This window comes from Halorientalis brevis (assembly GCF_023077655.1).
Genome location: NZ_JALLGV010000014.1, coordinates 11,953 through 30,864, shown reverse-complemented (window position 1 = coordinate 30,864; position 18,912 = coordinate 11,953). Strand labels below are relative to the sequence as shown.

At 61.9% G+C, this 18,912-nt stretch carries 13 protein-coding genes; 8 read left to right on the top strand and 5 right to left on the bottom strand.

The features are described from left to right. The first annotated feature begins 150 nt into the window (after positions 1 to 150). Entirely contained in the window at positions 151 to 588 is a 438-nt protein-coding gene (locus tag MU553_RS23115; RefSeq protein ID WP_247382125.1) for a TRAM domain-containing protein, read from the top strand. 222 nt (positions 589 to 810) lie between these two features. Here MU553_RS23115 and MU553_RS23110 read toward each other — a convergent pair whose 3' ends face one another. The 3 genes from MU553_RS23110 to MU553_RS23100 all read right to left on the bottom strand — a co-directional run bounded on the left by MU553_RS23110 (position 811) and on the right by MU553_RS23100 (position 5,544). Continuing rightward, positions 811 to 2,271: a sensor histidine kinase gene (locus MU553_RS23110; protein ID WP_247382124.1), complete on the bottom strand. Its 1,461-nt coding sequence runs from the start codon at positions 2,269 to 2,271 to the stop codon at positions 811 to 813. Positions 2,272 to 2,553: 282 nt separating this feature from the next. Further along, a complete protein-coding gene (locus MU553_RS23105; protein ID WP_247382123.1) occupies positions 2,554 to 3,024 on the bottom strand; it encodes a hypothetical protein in 471 nt (156 codons plus the stop codon). Between the two features lie 318 nt (positions 3,025 to 3,342). After that, positions 3,343 to 5,544, bottom strand: coding sequence for an MASE3 domain-containing protein (locus MU553_RS23100; protein WP_247382121.1), 2,202 nt, complete (start codon positions 5,542 to 5,544; stop codon positions 3,343 to 3,345). A 728-nt stretch (positions 5,545 to 6,272) separates the two neighbouring features. Between MU553_RS23100 and MU553_RS23095 the strand changes: the two genes are divergently transcribed. Both MU553_RS23095 and MU553_RS23090 read left to right on the top strand, forming a co-directional pair. Continuing rightward, positions 6,273 to 7,280, top strand: coding sequence for a sensor histidine kinase (locus tag MU553_RS23095; RefSeq protein ID WP_247382118.1), 1,008 nt, complete (start codon positions 6,273 to 6,275; stop codon positions 7,278 to 7,280). A 70-nt stretch (positions 7,281 to 7,350) separates the two neighbouring features. Further along, a complete protein-coding gene (locus MU553_RS23090) occupies positions 7,351 to 8,877 on the top strand; it encodes a bacterio-opsin activator domain-containing protein (protein ID WP_247382116.1) in 1,527 nt (508 codons plus the stop codon). Between the two features lie 25 nt (positions 8,878 to 8,902). Here the strand turns inward: MU553_RS23090 and MU553_RS23085 are convergent, their stop codons facing one another. Next, positions 8,903 to 9,481, bottom strand: a complete 579-nt coding sequence (locus MU553_RS23085) for a response regulator transcription factor (protein ID WP_247382115.1) — start codon at positions 9,479 to 9,481, stop codon at positions 8,903 to 8,905. Between the two features lie 152 nt (positions 9,482 to 9,633). On the opposite strand from MU553_RS23085, the gene MU553_RS23080 reads away from it, so the two are divergent. The 5 genes from MU553_RS23080 to MU553_RS23060 all read left to right on the top strand — a co-directional run bounded on the left by MU553_RS23080 (position 9,634) and on the right by MU553_RS23060 (position 16,300). After that, a complete protein-coding gene (locus tag MU553_RS23080) occupies positions 9,634 to 9,987 on the top strand; it encodes a winged helix-turn-helix domain-containing protein (protein ID WP_247382114.1) in 354 nt (117 codons plus the stop codon). 146 nt (positions 9,988 to 10,133) lie between these two features. Then, the gene (locus tag MU553_RS23075) at positions 10,134 to 11,771 is read left to right on the top strand and encodes a histidine kinase N-terminal 7TM domain-containing protein (protein WP_247382113.1); all 1,638 of its coding nucleotides are present in this window, start codon (positions 10,134 to 10,136) and stop codon (positions 11,769 to 11,771) included. Next, positions 11,768 to 13,417, top strand: coding sequence for an ATP-binding protein (locus MU553_RS23070; protein ID WP_247382111.1), 1,650 nt, complete (start codon positions 11,768 to 11,770; stop codon positions 13,415 to 13,417). The genes MU553_RS23075 and MU553_RS23070 overlap by 4 nt, the downstream gene beginning before the upstream one ends. Before the next feature lie 64 nt (positions 13,418 to 13,481). Then, positions 13,482 to 14,777, top strand: coding sequence for a glycosyltransferase family 87 protein (locus MU553_RS23065; RefSeq protein ID WP_247382110.1), 1,296 nt, complete (start codon positions 13,482 to 13,484; stop codon positions 14,775 to 14,777). Between the two features lie 182 nt (positions 14,778 to 14,959). Next, the gene (locus MU553_RS23060) at positions 14,960 to 16,300 is read left to right on the top strand and encodes a hypothetical protein (RefSeq protein WP_247382107.1); all 1,341 of its coding nucleotides are present in this window, start codon (positions 14,960 to 14,962) and stop codon (positions 16,298 to 16,300) included. 119 nt (positions 16,301 to 16,419) lie between these two features. On the opposite strand, the gene MU553_RS23055 is transcribed toward MU553_RS23060, so the two are convergent. After that, the gene (locus tag MU553_RS23055; RefSeq protein ID WP_247382103.1) at positions 16,420 to 17,643 is read right to left on the bottom strand and encodes an orc1/cdc6 family replication initiation protein; all 1,224 of its coding nucleotides are present in this window, start codon (positions 17,641 to 17,643) and stop codon (positions 16,420 to 16,422) included. Positions 17,644 to 18,912 lie beyond the last annotated feature (1,269 nt).

The following is an 18,912-nucleotide window of genomic DNA, read 5'->3' as shown; positions in this document are numbered from 1 at the left end:
GGGGGCGCTGTCGCTATCCACCAGCGTTCGAGCCACGACAGAGATCCGCTGTGGGAGAATGCAGACCGAGCGAGGAGAGTGAGCCGATCGGCCGTCTCGGACAGTAGAGTCAAGTGCGCTACGGCACGTAACGTCCAAGAGAGACATCAGATGGAGATACCGGACACGCTTCGCAGTCTGTTTACTGCCCAGGTCGAACAACGAGACGGCTCGTACGTTATCGAGGTACCAGACAGAGAAGTTCAGCTCGGCGAGATTGCACAGCACGAGACATACAGGATTGCAGTGTTGCCGTCGCCATCGAACGACGAAGAGACGGCGACGGAGACGGAGACAGAGACGAAGACGGAGACACAGCCATCCCGAGACCGCGCGTCACAACGGCCACCGGTCGAAGAAGGTGAGATCCGCCGGGTCGAAATCGAGGATCTGGGGGAGCAAGGCGACGGGATTACCCGAGTCGAGCGTGGGTACGTCGTCATCGTACCCGATACTGACCAGGGGGAGCGCGTCGCAGTCGAGATTAGCGACGTCCGCGAGAACGTCGCCTTTGCCGAGGTGACCGAGCGGCTGAGTTACTACGACTGATCCCCTCCTGACCGTCCACGGGACGAGGCAATGACCCGTCCTGCACAGTGACACTCACTCTTCGGCGGGCCGGCTGCAGTTGCCAGCTCCACCCGCGTACACAGGAACAGAAGACGGGACAAGGCGAGATAGTACGCTAGCGAGCGTCGAGTGCTGAGATGGAGCTCTGCGTCCTCCGGTGGCGGATTGGCGATGGGGTACGTAGTACGTTCGAGAAAGTCGTTATCTCTCAGTGGGAGACAGCAGCTCGACAGTAAACACTGCCCCGGTCGGCTCGTTGTCCTCCACCCAGACCTCTCCCCCATAGTTCTCGACGAGCGTCTTGACGAGATACAAGCCGATGCCAGTCCCCTCGCTTTCGAGTCCCATCTCTCCTTTCCCGAAGATGTCGTCTTTCCGGGACTCGGGGACACCCGGTCCGTTATCCGCGATGTGGACGACGACTGTCCCGGATTGCTCTGTCGCCGACACGACGATCTCTGGGACCTCCTTGTCGTTGTGCTGAACGGCGTTTTTCAGGAGGTTCCGGAACACCGACGAGAGCATACTGTCGGCCAAAATATGGGTATCTGGAATCTGCCCCTCGACCGTGAGCGCCACGTCGTCGTTCGCTGTCCGGATCTCGTCGAGTTGCGCCTCCAGGACGGGTTTGAGGCGAAGCGACTCCTGTTTCTCCCCCGTCTGGAGCATTACCTCCGCGAGATCACGCGCAGCCTTGGTCAGTTCGACTGCTGTGTCCACACTCGAGAGGATCCGCCCGATGTACTCCTGTTGGGTCTCGTCGACGTGCGCTTTGAGGGCTTCAGTGTACCCAGTGATGACCTGGAGATCGTTGCGGATGTCGTGTCGGACCATCTGATCGAGCACTTCGAGGTTGTTCCGCTGTTCTTTGACGGAGAGTTCTCGTTGCTTGCGGTCGGTAATGTCCTGGAACGTGCCACGAGCGCCGAGTAAGTCGCCGTCCTTGTACCAGGGCTCTCCAAGCGCTCGTACCCAGCGCGTTTCCCCGTCAGTCCGCGTTATTCGCAACTCCAAATCGTATGGCTCACCCTCGGTCGTCAGGCGCTCGTGCGCAGTTCGGATCGTATCCTGGTCTTGCGGGTGGTAGAACTCGATTGCGTCTTCGATACTGACGTCAGTATCGGGATCGACCCCGTGAATGTTGTAGACCTGGTCGGTCCAGCGCAACGTCTCGGTTCGGAGATCGATCTCCCAGCTACCGATCTCGGCGACTGTTTGGGTCTGTTTGAGGAACTCACGGTTGCGTTCGAGTTCCTGTTCGCGCTCCTTCCGATCGCTGATATCTCGCCCAACGCCTGCGAAGCCGACCACATTGCCCTCCGAGTCATACAATGGCGAGCCTGTGAACTCGTACGGGACTGATTTGCCAGCTGCTGTTAAATACCGGGTGTCGAGTTGCACTTCCTGTTCGTTCTCAACGACGTGAGCGATTTCGTCGATGACCCGGTCACGATCCGCTTCGACGACGAAGTCCCAGGGCTGCATCGACTGGAGCTCAGAGGGGCTGTATCCAGTTACTTCCTCCACCCGATCGTTATAGAATAGCAAGTTGCCGTCCAAGTCGTACACGTAGAAGATATCCTGCACAGCATTCAGGAGTTCTGTAAGAAATCCCTTGTGTTCATCTTGTAATAATGCAAGATCTTGTTTGACAGACGGCATTTTCAGTCCCTAGCTACTACGTTTAGTTATAATTTTCTTTCATCCTTGCAGACTCGCAGCCAGGCATTCGAGGAGTAACTCAGTGAGGATGTTAGCTATTGGATTGATGAGATTACTTCCGGGCTCGACAAGACCGTCACCAGGGTTCCCCTCCCTGCCGGTTGGAGCTGTTACGGTGTTGCACAGGTCCTGTATTCTCCCTCCGCCCTGGTCGATTGGGAGTCGTCCGGGGGCCCTGACAGGGGGACCGTCCACCGAACGCATCAGCCGACAGGTGACGGATCACGAGTGATGGTCGTCGACGTGGTCGGACAACTGGCCCGTGAGATCGAGGATGCGTCGCGTCCAGTTCTCGAGCGTGGACGGGGTGTCCGCGTCGCTGGCGGTGGCGTCGGCCACCACGTCGAAAAACCGCAGCAGGCCCTGGTACAGATCCATGCCAACTAGCCCAGCTTCGTTCCCTGCCTCGACGAGTGCACGCGGCTCGGACGGGACGTCGTCGCGTTCCGCCTGGAGTCCCGCCCGAAGGTACGCTTCCCAGAACGCAGCGAGGTGGGCCGCCGCTGTCGTCGCGTCACCGTCGCCCAGAGCCTCGTCGACCGTCTCGAGCAGTTGCCCGAACGCCTCGACGTCGGTTAGCGAGAGGTCGTCGTGTGGCGTCGTTGCAATGCGCTCGGCGAGGTGGGTGTGCTCGTGCCTACCTGCCTCCCGCTCGGACAGTGGCCAGTCCGTGTCGTCAGTGCCGTGTCTCATTGCCGCGAGGATTGCGGGGCTGGGCGCTTCAACGACGTGGTCCGCAGTCCACTCCCGGCTGAAGAGTCTGCGCCGCGAGAGTGGGGTCAGAGAGTGGTCCGTGCGTAGGGAGATCACGATAGTCACGGTGGCGTCTGCAGCAGTGAACCGCTATCTCGGACCGTCTGTCGCAGCTTCTGTGGTCGTGGTGTTTTCTTTAGACTCTGTGAGCCTGCTGGAATGGGTTCCGAAACACGTTTCGAGCACCTGCGTCCGCGAGACTTTCAGAACAGCTGGCAGCCTCCCAGAGCGATGGGTTCCATATTTCTCCAGAGAGCATCAGGCAGTCGGCAGTCGAATGGTGACGACGCTGCCGCGAGGGTCGTTGTCTTCGAACGCCACCGTGCCGTCGGACTGCTGGACGATGAGCGTCACCAACCAGAGACCGAGACCGCTGCCGTGATACAACGGATCGATGTCCGACTGTTTCGTCAACACCTGGCGTTCCATCTCCGGGATTCCCGGACCGTCGTCAGTGATGCTGATTTCGACCATGCCGTCCGCGCGTTCCACAGCAACCGACACCGTTGGGGTCGACTGATCCGAGTGGAGCACGGCATTTTCGAGAATTTCCCCAATAGCTCGAGAGATCGGGGCGACCACGCGGACCGAACACTGCGCAGAAACCGACAGCGAAATATCGGCGTCCGGGTGCCGTTCGCGGGCAGTCGAGACGATCGTTCTCACGATCTCGGCCAGATCGATCGTCTCCACGGACTGTGATTCGGTGAGGAAGTTCATGATGGCTCGCTCCTTGCTCACGGTCTTGAGGAGATCGTCGCTCGTTGCGACGATCTGTCGTGCGTTCGCGGCGGTGTCCCCAGACTCCGACTCTCGGATGACCGTTGCGTACCCCTCGATGACGTTCATCGCATTGCGGAGGTTGTGCCGGAGAACCCGATCGATGACTTGCAACTGCTGGATCCGGTTTTCACGGTCAGTGATGTCCCTGATGAGCCCGATGTAGCCGACGACGTCCCCGTCAGCGTCGCGAAGGTAGAAGATGGTAACTTCGACGGGGAAGCACTGACCGGATTTCTTCTGGCAGGTTGTCGTCCGGGTGAATCGCTGGTCACCTTCGTGCTTCTCGATCGCCGTCCCCATCCGCTCGAACGCCACGTCGTCCTCGTAGAGGTCTCTAGTCGACTGCCCTTCGATCTCTGCGAGGTCGTAGCCAAAGAGGTCCGTGAACGCCGGATTGACGTCGGTGATCCGACGGTCGGTATCGGTCATCAGGATGCCGTCCCGGATGCTGTTGAACAGCGACTCGTAGCGGTCCAGGAGTTCCTGCTCCTGTTTCTTGCGCTCGGAGATATCCATGTGGACGGCGACGTAGTTCTGGATCGTCCCCTCCTCGTCGGTAATGGGCGCGATGGTCTGGTTGACGACGAACTGCTCGCCGTCTTTCCGCTCGTTGACGATTTCGCTCTCCCAGACCGTTCCGGCAGTGATCGTCGCCCACAGATCCTCGTAGAACGCTTCGTCGTGCTCGCCGGATTTGAGTATGCTCGGCCGGTTGCCGCGCACTTCCTCGAGCGAGTACCCCGTGACCTCCTCGAACGCCGGATTGGCGTACTGGATCACGCCGTCCCGATCGGTGATGACGACCGAGTGCCCCGAGTGTTCGACCGCTTCCTTGAACTTTCGCGCCTCGGCTTCCCGCGCCGCCAGCGTCCGGTAGAGCGTCTTCTGTGGCTCCGTGATCCCGGTTTGCACGACCGCGAAGTAGATCAACGAAAACGAGCCGAACTTGAAGAGATGACCGACCACGTTCGAGAGCCCGTACACGTCGACGTAGAACGTGAAAGCGAGTTCCGACCCCGTACTCAAGAGTATCGAAACGACGAGCAGCCGATAGACGTACGGCTCGAAGCTCTCTCGCTGCTTGTACAGGAGCACTAGCGCGACGACGAGCAGTGCGACGATGAGATACTCGCTGCCGATCTTGAACTGCGTCAGACCGCTACCCTCGACGTACGCTCGTGGAAAGACGTCGAACACGAATATCGAGGAGAGACCGAGCGCGGTGACGACAGTGTATCCGACCCCGACGCCCGGCACGAGCCGGTTACACAACTGTCCGAGGGAGGAGTCGTCGTCACTCGAAACCAGCCCGGCCACGCCCGCCCCGACGAGCGTGAAGGCTTCGAGATAGCGGCCGAGAATCCAGAGTTGCGTCGGGAGGTCGGCTCCGTATCCAGGAAACACGCCCATCCCCTTGTAGGCGAGCGTGTGTAACAAGTCGATCCCACCGATGAACAGATACGCGACGCCGAGCACCGACAGGAACGTGCTCTCGAGTTCCGCCCGAGCGTTCCAGGCGACGATAAACACCGCGAACGCGATGAGAATGCTGAACAGTTCCACGAGACTGTGAAAGAGGAGATAGTTCTGCAGCTGGATCAGAAAGAGCGCGACACACCCCACAGCGGCCAATAACAGGCGAGAAGTGTACGTGGAGTAGCCACCGTCGAGATCCATCTAGTGATTTTGAACAGTCATCCGACGAAATTCTTACTGTTTGCGTCTCGGTCGTCATCAGTTAACGGTGAGATTGCCCGATCCATGCGTCGCGGACGGAATCGGCCCTCTCGTACGGTGGACGGCGTCGCTTGGCGGTGTGATCACATGCTTACAGAGTCGTGGACGTGTCCTGGCTCGCGCCGCCACAATCCGATGGGATAGACTGGACGCTCGTCCGATTGGTATCCCCCAGCCATTGCCCCATAATATAATTCATCCAACACTACATTTTCACACGATGAGAATGCTCGGTACGCTTTCTTTCACTGGCAACTGATATTCTCTCGTCGCGGGACGTATCCCCATGCTCCCTTCCCCCCTAAGGCGTGGCGTCCCGTGATGGCGGGGCTCGACTCCCGCATCCATGACCTTTTTGAGCAAGTCCATGCGTTGAAAGCCGAGTGTGATCGGCTGACTGTGACGGATGACCGAGACAAGACGTCAATGGTGAGTCGGTGTTTCTCACACAGTAACTCTGGGTAACACTAAACCGAACCGAGTGACAACGCTCTCATATGCGAGGGCACTCACGGGAATGGTTACCAACCAACCGATCCACCGCAGGTGGCCGAACGCGGTCACCGCTGCATAGCTAGAAAGCATCGCTGCAGATACCCGGTCCGCCTCCGCCGACGGTGGTGTCTCGCTCACAGGTCGGCCGACTGCCCTCCCGAGGAATACGATCGATGACAAACCAGAGTAACGCCGCGATCCCACTCGACATGCACCCCGATCCGGTGCTCGCGTACGCCAGCGAGGACGGGACTGCCTACATCACGGCGACGAACGACGCGTTCGAGACTGCGTTCGACGACAACTCGACCGAGGAACCCGTCGCGAGCGTCTTCGAGCAGTTCGGCGTCGTCGAATCGACCGGCGACGAGGAGCCAGCAACGCAGCTCGTTCGCGGCGACGACGTCGGTATCTATCTCGACGGGGTCGGCGAGCACGGGGCGTACGTCGCACGCATCGTTGCGACCGGAGACGGGACTGGCTACCTCGTGTTCACCGCCCTAGACGAGTATCCGGCTGTGGCGGAGACTGCAGGCGTCGGAGACATCGCGAGCGTCCTCAGCCACGATCTCCGGAATCCGCTCGACGTCGCGAAGGCCCACCTCCGGGCTGCACGGGAGACAGGTGAGACCGAGCACTTCGACGCGGTTGCCAGTGCACACGACCGGATGAGTCAGCGCATCCGTGACGTACTCGTGCTCGCGCGCGGTGACAGCGTCGTCGAGCCCGCTGAAGACGTCTCGATCCGGGACGCCGCCGAGGACGCGTGGCAGTCCGTCGAGACCACCCACGCGACGCTCGACGTCCAGGAGCCGCTTCCGACGACCACTGCCGACCCGGATCGCGTCCGAAGACTGTTCGAGAACGTCTTTCGGAACAGCGTCGAACACGGCTCCGCAGCAACCCTATCATCGTCGGAACACGACAGTGAGGCCACCGCCGCTGACTCGCCGATCACGGTCACGGTCGGTGCGCTGGAGAACGGCTTCTACGTCGCCGATGATGGAAAAGGCGTCCCGCCCGACGACCACGACGTCGTCTTCGACCCCGGATATTCCACGGCAGACGGGGGAACTGGGCTCGGGCTCGCGATCGTCGAGCGGATCGTGGCGGCACACGACTGGGACGTAACGCTCACGGCCGCTCACGACGGGGGTGCGCGCTTCGAGATCAGATTTTGAGAGGAAAAAAGTGGACAACCCAGTAACAGAACCGACAAACCGATATCGAAGGGTACGGCTGCTAGCAGGTATGGACGATCGGCTCCAGCGCGCACCCGTCGGCGTTCTCGAAGTCTCGCCCGAGGGGACTGTCACCGCCATCAACGACGTTGCTCGCGGGCTGATCGACGTCACAGCCGACCCGTCTGGCGTCCCGATAGCCGAGGTGTTTCCGCGGTCTGTCGAGGATACGCTCCTCGGTGCGTTCGAGGGGGAGGACGTGTGTGCGGTGGAGTTCGAGGAGTACTACCCCGATCTGGAACTGTGGCTCGCCGTCTCGGTTGTCCCGACCGACACCGACGTCGTCGTCTACCTCCAGGACGTGACGCGGCGACAGCGGTACGAACAATCGGTCGAACGGCTCCGGACAGAGCGGAAACGGATCACGCTCATCGACGAAGTGCTCTCGAAGGTGCTGGCGGCGCTCGTCGACGCCTCCACGCGGGAGGAAATTGCGGAGACCATCTGTCGCGAACTCGGTGACACGGCACTCTACGAGTTCGCCTGGGTCGGCGAACGCGAGATCGGGAGTGACGACCTCACCATCCGCGCTGCGGCGGGCGATACCGGTGAGACCTTTGCTGCTGTCCGCGACGCGCTCACGGGGCCAGCACCGACGCCGGAAGAGCGGGCCGTCGAGAGCGGACAGCTCCAGGCTGCCGATCCGCTCGCGGACGACGCGGCGGTGCCCGAGCGCGTTCGCATGGCGGGCTTTGCTGATGGCGTCCAATCGGCGCTGGCGATTCCACTCGTGTACGGCGCGAACGTCTACGGCGTCGTCGGCGTCTACGCGGACGGCACGGACGCGTTCTCCGACCGGGAGCGCAGGAGTTTCGAGACGCTCGGCGAAGTCGCCGGGTTCGCGGTCACCGCTGCCCGAAACCGCAACCTGCTGCTCTCCGACAGCGTGACGGAAGTCACCTTCAGCGTCGGAGCCGACTCGGTCATGGCCTCGCTCAGTGGCGCACTCGACACCGAGTACACGCTCGACGGGATGGTCCCGCGCGGGGACGAGACGCTCCTCTGCTATACCGTGATCGAGGGCGCAGCGTTCGACGAGATCGCCGCTGTCGCCAGCGACATGGAGTGCATCGGTGACGTCCGAGCCATCGGCGACTCGCAGTCCGATCCCACCGTCGAACTCGAGATCCAGGGGTCGACACCGCTGCTCGCAGTCTCGTCGCTCGGCGGCACGGTACGGCGGGCGCGGTTCGACGACGGGACTGGCCAGATCGTCGTGGATCTCCCACCGGAGTCGGACGTGCATCGAATGAGCGACGCAGTCAGCCGCACCTACGACGCTGACGTCGTCGCCAAACGTGAACGGGAGCGGTCGGTGACGACCGCTCGCGAATTCCGTGACGAGTTGGACGAGCGACTGACGGAGCGCCAGCGCGTCGTGCTTCGGACCGCGTACCTCGCGGACTACTTCGAGTCCCCGCGGGGCAGCACCGCAGAAGAAGTCGCAACCTCCCTCGACATCACCGGCTCGACGCTGCTGCACCATCTCCGCGCCAGTCAGCGAAAGCTCCTCGACGCGTACTTCCAGGACCAGTAGCGGCGACTGAATCGCTCGTGAGCGGTTAGAGTTCTTCGCGGCCGATCTGGTCGAACTGATCGATGAGAGCGTCGTCAGCGAGCAGCCGCCGGGCGCGTCGTTCGAGCCGCGCGGCGTGGTCGGCGAGCTCGCTGTAGCCATCGTGGTCCTGCACCGCGTCCGGACCCATTTCGGCTTCTAACACGGCGCGTTTGGATTCGGTGCTGAAGTACGCTCCGAGCGTCTCGTAGGCGAGGACCTGACGCTGGTGGTCGATAGCGGCACGCACGTCTTCGCGGTCGACCGGCTTACAGAGGTAGTCGTCGAAGGGCATCTCCAGCACGTCGAAGCCGGGGTCCACTGCTGTAACCATGATAACGCGGCCATAATACCCCCGATCGTCGAGTTCAGCCAGCACGTCGTCGCCCGACATCCCCGGCATATGGCGGTCTAACAGAACGACGTCGATGTCAGCGTCGTCGATTATCGAGAGGGCGTCAGTACCGCTGTAGGCCGTCTCCACGTCACAGAAGCCCCGGATTCGGAGCGCGTACGCGTCCGCCACTTCCCGCTCGTCGTCGACGACGAGCGCACGCAGGTCCGCTGACGCATCGGTGTCTGACATCTGTCCAGGTGACTCACGTTTGATTCGTAGCTGAATCCCTATAACTGGTGGCTTCTCGGCGAGACCACGTCTGCACTCCTAGAGTCCCGTGACCGAAGCGATCGGGATAGCTAGCATCGGCATCCAGGACGGAAGGGGGCTTTCGAACGACTATGTCCGCCCACCTCGAGGCACCCGAGGCGACGCGTTCGAACGAACCGATGCAGAACGACGGTCCCGCTGGGGCCGAACTCCTCGATCTCTTCGGCGACGAGTACACCCGGCGTGTCTTCGAAGCCGTCGCCGAACAGCCACGAGGAGGTCGTGCAGTCGCTGAAGTCGCCAACGTATCGCGGGCGACCGCCTACCGGCGGCTCAACGATCTCCGTGATGCCGGGCTCGTGCGAACCGAGATGGCCCTCTGCGAGGACGGCCACCATCGCGAGCAATACGAGGCCGTCGCCGAGTCGCTCTCGGTGTCGTTCGAAGACGGACAGATCGAGGCGATGGTCAGTGTCGACGACTGACGCGAGTCGTCGCCCATCGACCCGCCGGCCTCCGAGGTCACCCATCCTTTTGAGAGCGAAGCGTAAACTGTCACGCACCTGAATCCCTCAGCACCGACGTGGGCCCTGCCAGTCATGTCAGAGAAACCGGCCGGAAACACGGAGCCATGATCGTCGCGACCTCACCAGCCGCGCTCGCAGCCAGTCTGGTGGCACTCGCGACCAGTGGCGTCTTCCTGGCGACGATGGTTCGCTACCGGGACGACCCGACGACGCGGCCCTTGATCGGAGTGGCGGTCACGCTCCTCGTCGGGGCCGTCGTCCACGTCGGCGTCGTGGACCTCGCACCGATCCGCGAGCTACTGGGAATCCAGTGGCAGCCCACGGCTTTGGTCGGTGGCCCGTGGTTGCTTCTCGCGTTCGACCTCCAGGCAGTCGTCAGCGGGTTCTGGTTCCTGTTCGCACTCCAGTACACGGGGCGAGACAGACGGACGTCCCCGATCGCTCTGTCCGCAGTCGGCGTCCTTCTCGTCTGCCTCGTCGCCCCGACCGTCGCACTCACGGTTCTCGGATCCGTGGTCGCCACTCCGACTGGGACGTTCAACGCGCTCCTCGGGAGTACGATCGTGCTCGCCGAGTCGCTCGCGTTAATCGGCGTCTTCTTCGTCCTCGCGACGACCCTCCGGCACAAGGCGTTTCCTGCCGGACAGACTGCAGTCCTGACTGCTGCAGTCGGCGCCGTCCTGACCCTCCCGTTCGCAGCCACCACGCTCCAGGCCCCGATGACGACGCCCGTTGCTGTGACAGTGTCAAGCCTGCTTTTCACAGCCGCCGTCCGCCGGTACCGCCTCTTCGAGAGGCTCCCAGTCGCGTCGGTTATCGGTCGAGACCGCGTCAGCAACGAGATGGCTGACGGCGTCGTCATGGTCGGTCGAGACGGCCGGATTCGCGACCTCAATCTCGAAGCCGAACGCCTCCTGGCCGTCAGTCACGCCGACGCAGTGGGTGCGCCACTCGAAACCGTCGCGCCGGCCGTCCCACAGCCAGCCGTCGCGGCGACCGAACCGACCGACGTCCGCCTCGATTCGGGCCGGATTGCCGCCATCAGCGCAGAGACGGTCACCGACGACCACGGTCGGGAACTCGGCGCCTTGCTCGTCTGTCGGGACGTCACCGAAGCGCGGCAACGGGAACGCAGACTCGGTGTCCTCACGCAGTTGCTCGTCGGGGCGCTCCAGGCGGAGATGACCGATGTTGCACACCGTGCAGACGCGGTCGCCAATGGCGAAGAGAGTCCGGAACACAGTGGGCAGGACATCCACGAAACGGCGACGGACGTGGCGACGTTGGTCGCTCGCGTGCGCGAGATCGAGCAGGCGCTGGCCGCGCACCCGAACACGAGTACGTCGGCCGATCTGGAAGCGGTCCTGTCCGAGCTGCGGGAGGCAACGGCTGTCGACGTCGTGACGACGCCAGCGCAGGTATCGCCGGTGGTGGGAGGTGACACGGATCTCCTGACGGCCACACTTCACACACTGACCACAGCCGCGGGGACACCGGACGAGCCGGCCACCCTGCGAGTCGAGGATCGGAACGACGCGGTGACAGTGACGCTCTCCCCGTTTGCTCCTGGGCCCGACGGGACAGTTGCCGACGTGTCACTCCGGATCGCCCGTCTCGCAACTGAACAGACCGAGTGGAGCGTTCGACAGCCCACCGACGCTGGGGACCCGTCAGTCATCGTGCGCCTCCCCACGGCTACCCGTCGCTCGGGCGGCCCGCAACCGCCGGAGGAACAGGCATGACGACGGCCCTCCTCGGCGTCGAACTGGTTGTGACTGTGGTGTTCGTGGGGCTGTCTGTCGTGGCAGTCCAGAATCGGGATCGGCCCGGTGCACTCAGTGCCGGGCTGCTCTGGCTCGTGTTCGCGCTGCTCACCTGTCTGCTCGCCGCCAGTCGTGCGGCGATCCTGTCTCGGCAAACAGTCGTGGCTGCGCTCGTCATCGGCTGGCTGGTACTCGTTCCGCTGTGGGCCGGGTTCGTCTTCGAGTACACCGGTCTCGGGCCAGCTGTGACCCGTCGGTGGCTTGGCCTCGGCACCGGGTACGTGATCGTCACCGGAGCGACGACGGAATTTGCAGGTGCGCTCGACGGCCTCGTCGCGCAGTTGCTTCGCGTTGGGTCCTCGCTCCTCCAGACCGGACTCGTCGGCGTCGGACTGTTCGGCGTGTTCCTGCTCGTGCAATCCGCGGTCACGTACGACGACCTTCCGAACGCACAGGCGAGCGTCCTCTCGCTCAGCGGGACCGGCGTCTCACTGTTGCTGTTCTCCCTGGGCACCGTCGACCCGGCGGAGCCGACGACGCTCCCGCCAGTCGTCACGGGCTTCCTCGGCGTCATCGCCGGCGGATTCGCCGTCGGCGTGTTCCGGTATCGCCTCTTCAGTGACACTCCCGGAACGGGACCACTCGCACGACGGTCTGTGCTCGAGGCGATGAGCGAATCGGTCGTCGTCGTCGATCGCGAGGACCGTCTCGTTGACGCAAACGAGGCTGCCGAAGCGACGCTCGGAATCGATCCCACCCGTGACGCAGGCCGCCCGATAGCGGCGATTCTCGGACTGTCCCTCGATGGCATCGACACTGGGACGACGACGGTTCCGACGCCCGATGGACGGCGTCAGTTCGACGTGAGTGAGTCCCTGCTGACGAACCAGCACCACGAGACGGTCGGAACGTCGTATCTCCTGCAGGACGTCACCGACGAGCAGACCCAAAAACAACGCCTCGAAGTGTTCAACAGGGTCCTGCGACACAACCTTCGGAACAACTTGGACGCGGTTCGCGGATTCGCTGAAGTCCTGTCCGACGGCTCACTCGACGATCCGACTGACGTCGCTTCTCGCATCCAGCGAACCGCCACCGACCTGGCTGAGATCGGTGAGACGGTCGAGCGGGCCGACCGGGTCATGACCCAGGACACCCTCACGCTCCAGCAGGTCGATCTCGAAACCCTGTGTGACGCGGTGGCCGCTGCTATCAGGGAGCGCTACGACTGTCAGATCACGGTTGTGACAACCGCCACCGACCCTCTCGTTCGGACTGACCGTGCGGTCCTCCGGATGCCGCTCTTCGAGGTGGTCGAGAACGCCGTGGAACACAGCGACGCGGACGTCCCGACAGTGACGATCGAGATCTCGCGGGCCGGTGACAGCGGGCAGATCGCCGTGCGTGACGACGGTCCCGGCATTCCGGACCGCGAGCAGGCCGTCTTGCTGGACGGTGAAGAAACGCCACTCCGACACGGGAAGGGTGTCGGACTGTGGTTCGTCTCGTGGGCCATCACGCGTCTCGGCGGCGACCTCTCGTTCGAGGACGTCGCTGACGCCGGGAGCGAGGTCCGTCTCACCGTCCCCGATCGCGCTGAAGGGACCGACGATGACAGCAAGTGAGCAGTTTCTGGGTCCGAAACTCGCAGTACCCCCTTAAGTGCCGGACCAGTGAACACGTCGTTCGATGTCGCCCATTCCCTCACTTTCCCTCCAAACGTGGGAGCGGTCGGCGAAGGACGCCCGCACACGGCGCAGAACGTTGGTGTTCTGTCTCGCCGGCGGTCTCCTCGTGCCGACGTACTTCCTCGGGATCGCCGACGTCTCGCATTTCGCGTGGGACTTCCGCGCCTACTACACCGCCGCTCAGGCTGCGCTGCACGGCGACCCCTTCATCGGACTGTCTCCTGGCCTCCCCGGAGTGTCGTACGTGTATCCCCCAGTCTCCATTACGCTGTTTCTGCCGCACACAGCGGCAGGAAGCTGGCAGCGTGCCTTCGCGGTGCAGACGATCCTGAACGTCGTGTGTGCCCTCTTCCTCGCTGGACTCACTGTCTGGACGATCGAGCGCCACAGCGGTCGGCTACCGCCAGTCGATCGCGTTCTCGTCACCGGCTTCTGTCTCGGGACTGCCCCCATCATGGCTATCTTCGGACAGGGACAACTGGACGTGTTGATCGCAGTCGCACTCGCCGGGGCGTTCCTGGCCGTCGAACGCGGTCGCCAGGTGCTCGCTGGCGTCGCCCTCGCGGGCGCGGCGTTGATCAAGGTCTTTCCGGTCGTCCTCGGCCTCTGGCTCGTCTGGCGCCGGGCCTGGCGCGCGCTCGTCGCCGCCGTCCTGACGGGCGTGAGCGGCCTCGTGCTGGGTGCGTTGCTGTTCGGCCTCGACGCCTACCGCCGATACCTCGACGTCCTGGCTGGCCGCAGTCGGCTCGCCGAGTTTGCCGGGACGGTCTCGCCAAACTTCTTTGCGATGTCGCTGTATCGCCCGTTCTCCCAGTTGCTCCCGAATCTCGATCCGTCCCTGTACGCACCGCTGTCACTGCTCGCGCTCGCACCCACGGTGATACTCGTCGCTCCTCGCAGGCGGCGTTTCACCGATCGATTGACGACGTACCTCGTTGCGCTCACGGCGATGTTACTCGTCTCGCCTGCTTCGAACGCGCTGTACGTGGTGTACGTGTACTTCCCGCTGCTCTGTCTGCTGTACGTCGGTGTCCCAAGTCGCGGCCACTCCTTGCTGCTGTTCGGGACCGTTCTGATTACGTTCCCCGTGCAGCCTGCACAGGTCAGCGCAGTCCTGTCACTGGGAGCCGTTCCGGTCCCGATCGCCAGTGCCGTCGTCGCTGCCGTCCGAGTCGTACTGACGGTGGTCTCGCTGCCACTCGGTGGACTCCTCGCCATCCTCGTGTGGTGTACCCTCCGGGCGACGGGGAGTCGGAAAGCGACGGCCGCCAAGCGCCACCCTGCGAAATCGGACTGAGACACCGGTTTCTGGTGTGAGCGGCGCTTCCTGCCAGGAGATCCCGTGACAGCACTGTGTCCCGTCAGCGATCGCGTACCCCGTCGGATCACGATCCAAGCCGGTGGATTTTAAAAATCCTGGCACTCAGTATACAATAAATCGCATCACACGTTCGGTGCGAGTGCCCGCCGTCCCCCACCATGTCCCCTCACACCCGCCGTCGATTCCTCGCGCTCGGTGCCGCAACGACAGTTGGCGCTCTCGCAGGCTGTTGGGGCACGACGGAGACGGCCACGTATGCCGACTGGCTCCCGGCGACGGACGACCCGATGCTGACCGCGTACATCGACCTGACGTTCTCGCAGAAGACGTCGAAGATCGATCCGTTGCTGCCCTTGATTCTCCCGTCCAGCGACGACTCGAACCCGCCCGGAATCGCCCCGGACCTCTCGGCGCTCGATCGTATCGACGAACCCCTGCTCAAACTCCCGCTTCAAACCGGTGGACAGGTCATCGGCGTCTCGGCCATCTCGTTCGCCGCGTCCGGCCTCACCTATCTCATCGATGCCGCACAGCCGACGCAGGGAGTGACGGAGTTGTTCAGAGTGAACGACACTGTCGTCGGCACCGGTGACATCGACGTGACCAAGGCCGACGAGTCGCTTCGCGCTGGCGGCACGGACTTCCTCGGGGAGATCAGATTCGAGGTCGTGACTGACGGTGACGAGTACACGCTCTACGAGCCGAAACCGGATGTCTCACAGTTCGTTGCCGTCAGCGAATCGTCCGTGGTGCTGTCCGAGTCACGGACGAACGTCGAGACGGTCATCGATACCGGGCAGGGCGATCACGATCGAGCCGTCGAGCAGCAAAACACCGTCGAGTGGTTGGTCGACACTGCTGGCACAGGCGATGTCGTGGTCGGCTGGCTCGGGCCAGCGGATCTCGACGGGTACTACTGGCGAAGCAGTGACGCCGACCCACCAACAGCGGTCGTCTCACAACGCGACGACGTGTGCTCGTCGGTGACGTTTTCCCCCGAGGACAAACGGATCACGGCCGACCTCGCGCTCCGAAGTGACACCGTCAGTCAGTCGACCACGGGCCGCCTGAAGACGCAACTCGGGATTGCGGGGGCAGACGCCTCGCTGTCCACCGACGGCGATCGACTGTCTGCAACGAGTACGTACGCCGACAGTGACCTCGATATCGACTTCGTCAGACAGACTGCCACCCCGGAGGAGACCACAGCGCCCGAGCGACCCCCGGGGTCTCGCTCGAAACCGGATGCGATTCCCGACAACGCCTTCGAGTTCTCCTACAAGGAGGAGAAAGGCACCGTTCGGGTCAATTTCGTGAAAGCGGTCGAGGCGGACGAAGTGACGGTTCGCGCAGTCAACTCCGGCAGCGAGACGTCGACGACGACACCGGGAGTCGTCTCGTATCTGACGGTGTATCTCGCGTCCGACGGCGACGAAGTCGTCGTGACAGTGACCGTCGACGGCGTCTCGACTGAGGTCGCCCGGAAACAGTTTGCGTGACGGCTGCCCCCAAGAAGGTATCGACGAGCGCCGACTGAATCGACTGGTCGGTAACTCAGGGAGTCGCGCGCACCGGAAACGTGATGGTCGCGCTATAACTCGAAATCGGGTGTGTGCGCTCACTGCCGGGTGTGCATCCGAGAGACGGTTTCGGCGTCCCACATCAGCCGGTGTTCCTTGTACGAGCCGGTCCCTTTGCCGCCGTGGTTCGAGCGGTTTTCCGTCACTTCAAGGAACGCGAGTTCTTTGAGCAGCTGTCGAATCCGGTCTTTCGTGAGCGAATCCGTCCCCTCTTTCTCACACACTCGTTCGTACGCGTCGATGATCTGGGTGGTTCTGAACCACTCCTGGTCGTTGTTCTGTCTCGTCAGGGCAGCCAGGCCACTGAGAACGTGCCTGGTGTGGCTCGGGAGCCCGGAGACGAGATCTCGGAGGCGTTCGGCTTCGGCCGAGGCCCGAACCTCGAGCAGGTGGTCTTCTTTGACCATCTCCGCGCCGTTGTTCTTGGCGTAGTCACCGGCGTATCGGAGGAGGCGCATCGCTTTCCGGGCGTCACCGTGTTCTTTCGCACCGAGCGCCGCTGCGCGTGGAATGACGGCGTCCCCCAGTTTGCCGTCTTTGAACGCGTCCTTCCGATTGTCCAGGATTTCCCGCAGTTGGGTCGCGTCGTACGGATCGAAGATGTACTCGTTGTGACCGAACGAACTCTTCGTTCGTTCGCTCATCTGGTCACGGTAGTTGATCTTGTTCGAGATGGCGATCACGCCGATCGGCGTTTCGACGCTGCCGGTCTCGCCCGCACGCGAGAGGATCATCAGGAGGTCGTCGTTTTTCAAGCGGTCGATCTCGTCGAGCGTGAAGATCGCAGCGTCGTAAAATTCGTCGAGGACGTCCCACACGCGATTGAAATACTCGTTTTCGGAGATCCCACGCTCGGGGAACGAGATGCTGCTCTCGGAGGGGTTGATCTGCTGGCCGAGTTGCTGCAGGGCATCGGCGTTGCCCTTTGCCTGTGAGCAGTTCGCGTACGCGACCGCGAGATCGTTTTCGCGTCGCTCTGCTTCCTGTTCACTCCGTTTCATCACGTGTTTCGCGACGAGCGACTTTCCGGACCCGGTTTTCCCGTAGATCATCACCGAGTTGGGGGGAGCACCGGAGACGGCCGGGCCGATCTCGTTGGCGATCATCTTGATCTGATCGTCACGGCCAACGATCCGGTCCTCGGTCGGGAGGTGGTCGATCGTAACGAGTTCCCGCCGCTCGAAGATAGGATCACCGCCGGTGAGCTCGACGGAATCGAAAAGCGGGTCTGGCTCGGTGTCCAGCCCGTCTTGGGGGGCCATACGTACACCTGTTCGTGCATCACATAAAAGAATTGGGACCGGGTTTCGAGTTATGTTCATTTCTAGAGCGCTTGAAAGACGGAAATATACACAGTTAGGGTTAACTCGAAATGGTGTACACACCCCCCTGATTTCGAGTTATATCGCCTCTATCGTTCGTTAATCGCAGATGAGGTGTTACTCAGAATATACTCTCGCCGGGGGAGAAGCGGCGACGGACACACCTGATTTCGAGTTATATCTGGGTTCGTATCCGGTGGGAGAGCGACGAACACACCCAGTTTCGAGTTATAGGGTGACGAGTCGTGTTGGCGCCCCGACGGTCACACACCTGGTTTCGAGTTATATTTCGACGGTTCGTTTCGGAAGATCTCGAGGGCACACACCCAGTTTCGAGTTATACACTGGCAGTACGAGTGAGGACTGGATATCGAAACACACCCGGTTTCGAGTTTTACTCACGACAGGGCGTGTAGCGTCGTCGGGAAGCGACGGCGATCAGCAGTCATCGAAACCCTGCGAACCGAGGGGTCCGGAATCAGTCGGAGTGACATCCCTGTGCGGAGGGAGATGGATGTGTGATCACACATATACAACGCGGTTATCGGGATCTGGTCGAGGAGGGAAATCGTCGCGAGCTGGCTGATTGTTTCCAGACCCTAGGTGCGACAGTCGACGATGGGCTGAAAGCCACTGGTGAATCAGGACGGGAGACTGACAGGATCTGTCGGATCGGGGTCTCGAAAGGTGGCAAGAAATGTTGTGGCTGACGAGAGTCAAGCGGAATCACCACAGGAAAGGGGGGACACACACCTAGTTTCGAGTTATAGGGTTTCGAGAGGGGGTCCCCCCGCTGTGGGCTGTGCTTTCCTTACTAGAGGCTGTTTCTCTCTCTTTCTTTTCTTCTTTCTAGTTCTTCTAGCTCTTCTTCTAGTACTACTAGACTAGCTAGACTAGTGGCAACACACCTAGTTTCGAGTTATAGTTTGCTGGTTTCCGAACGAAACAGCCATTCTCACAGCACAGAGAGATTCTCCCCACCTCCGCAGCGGCTATAACTCGAAACTAGGTGTGTGTGTCCCTGTTCTTTCTCTCACCCACCTAACACACGGCATCGTCGTTACTCTGTCTCGATGTGTTCGTCTAGTATCGTGACGATGACTGATACAAAATCGGCTGTATAGCGGTCTTTCCCGCATAAAAGGCCAGTTTTGCTACTGGCGTTCGGTAGCCGCCTCAGACCTCCCTAGAACCACTCACTTCGATAGC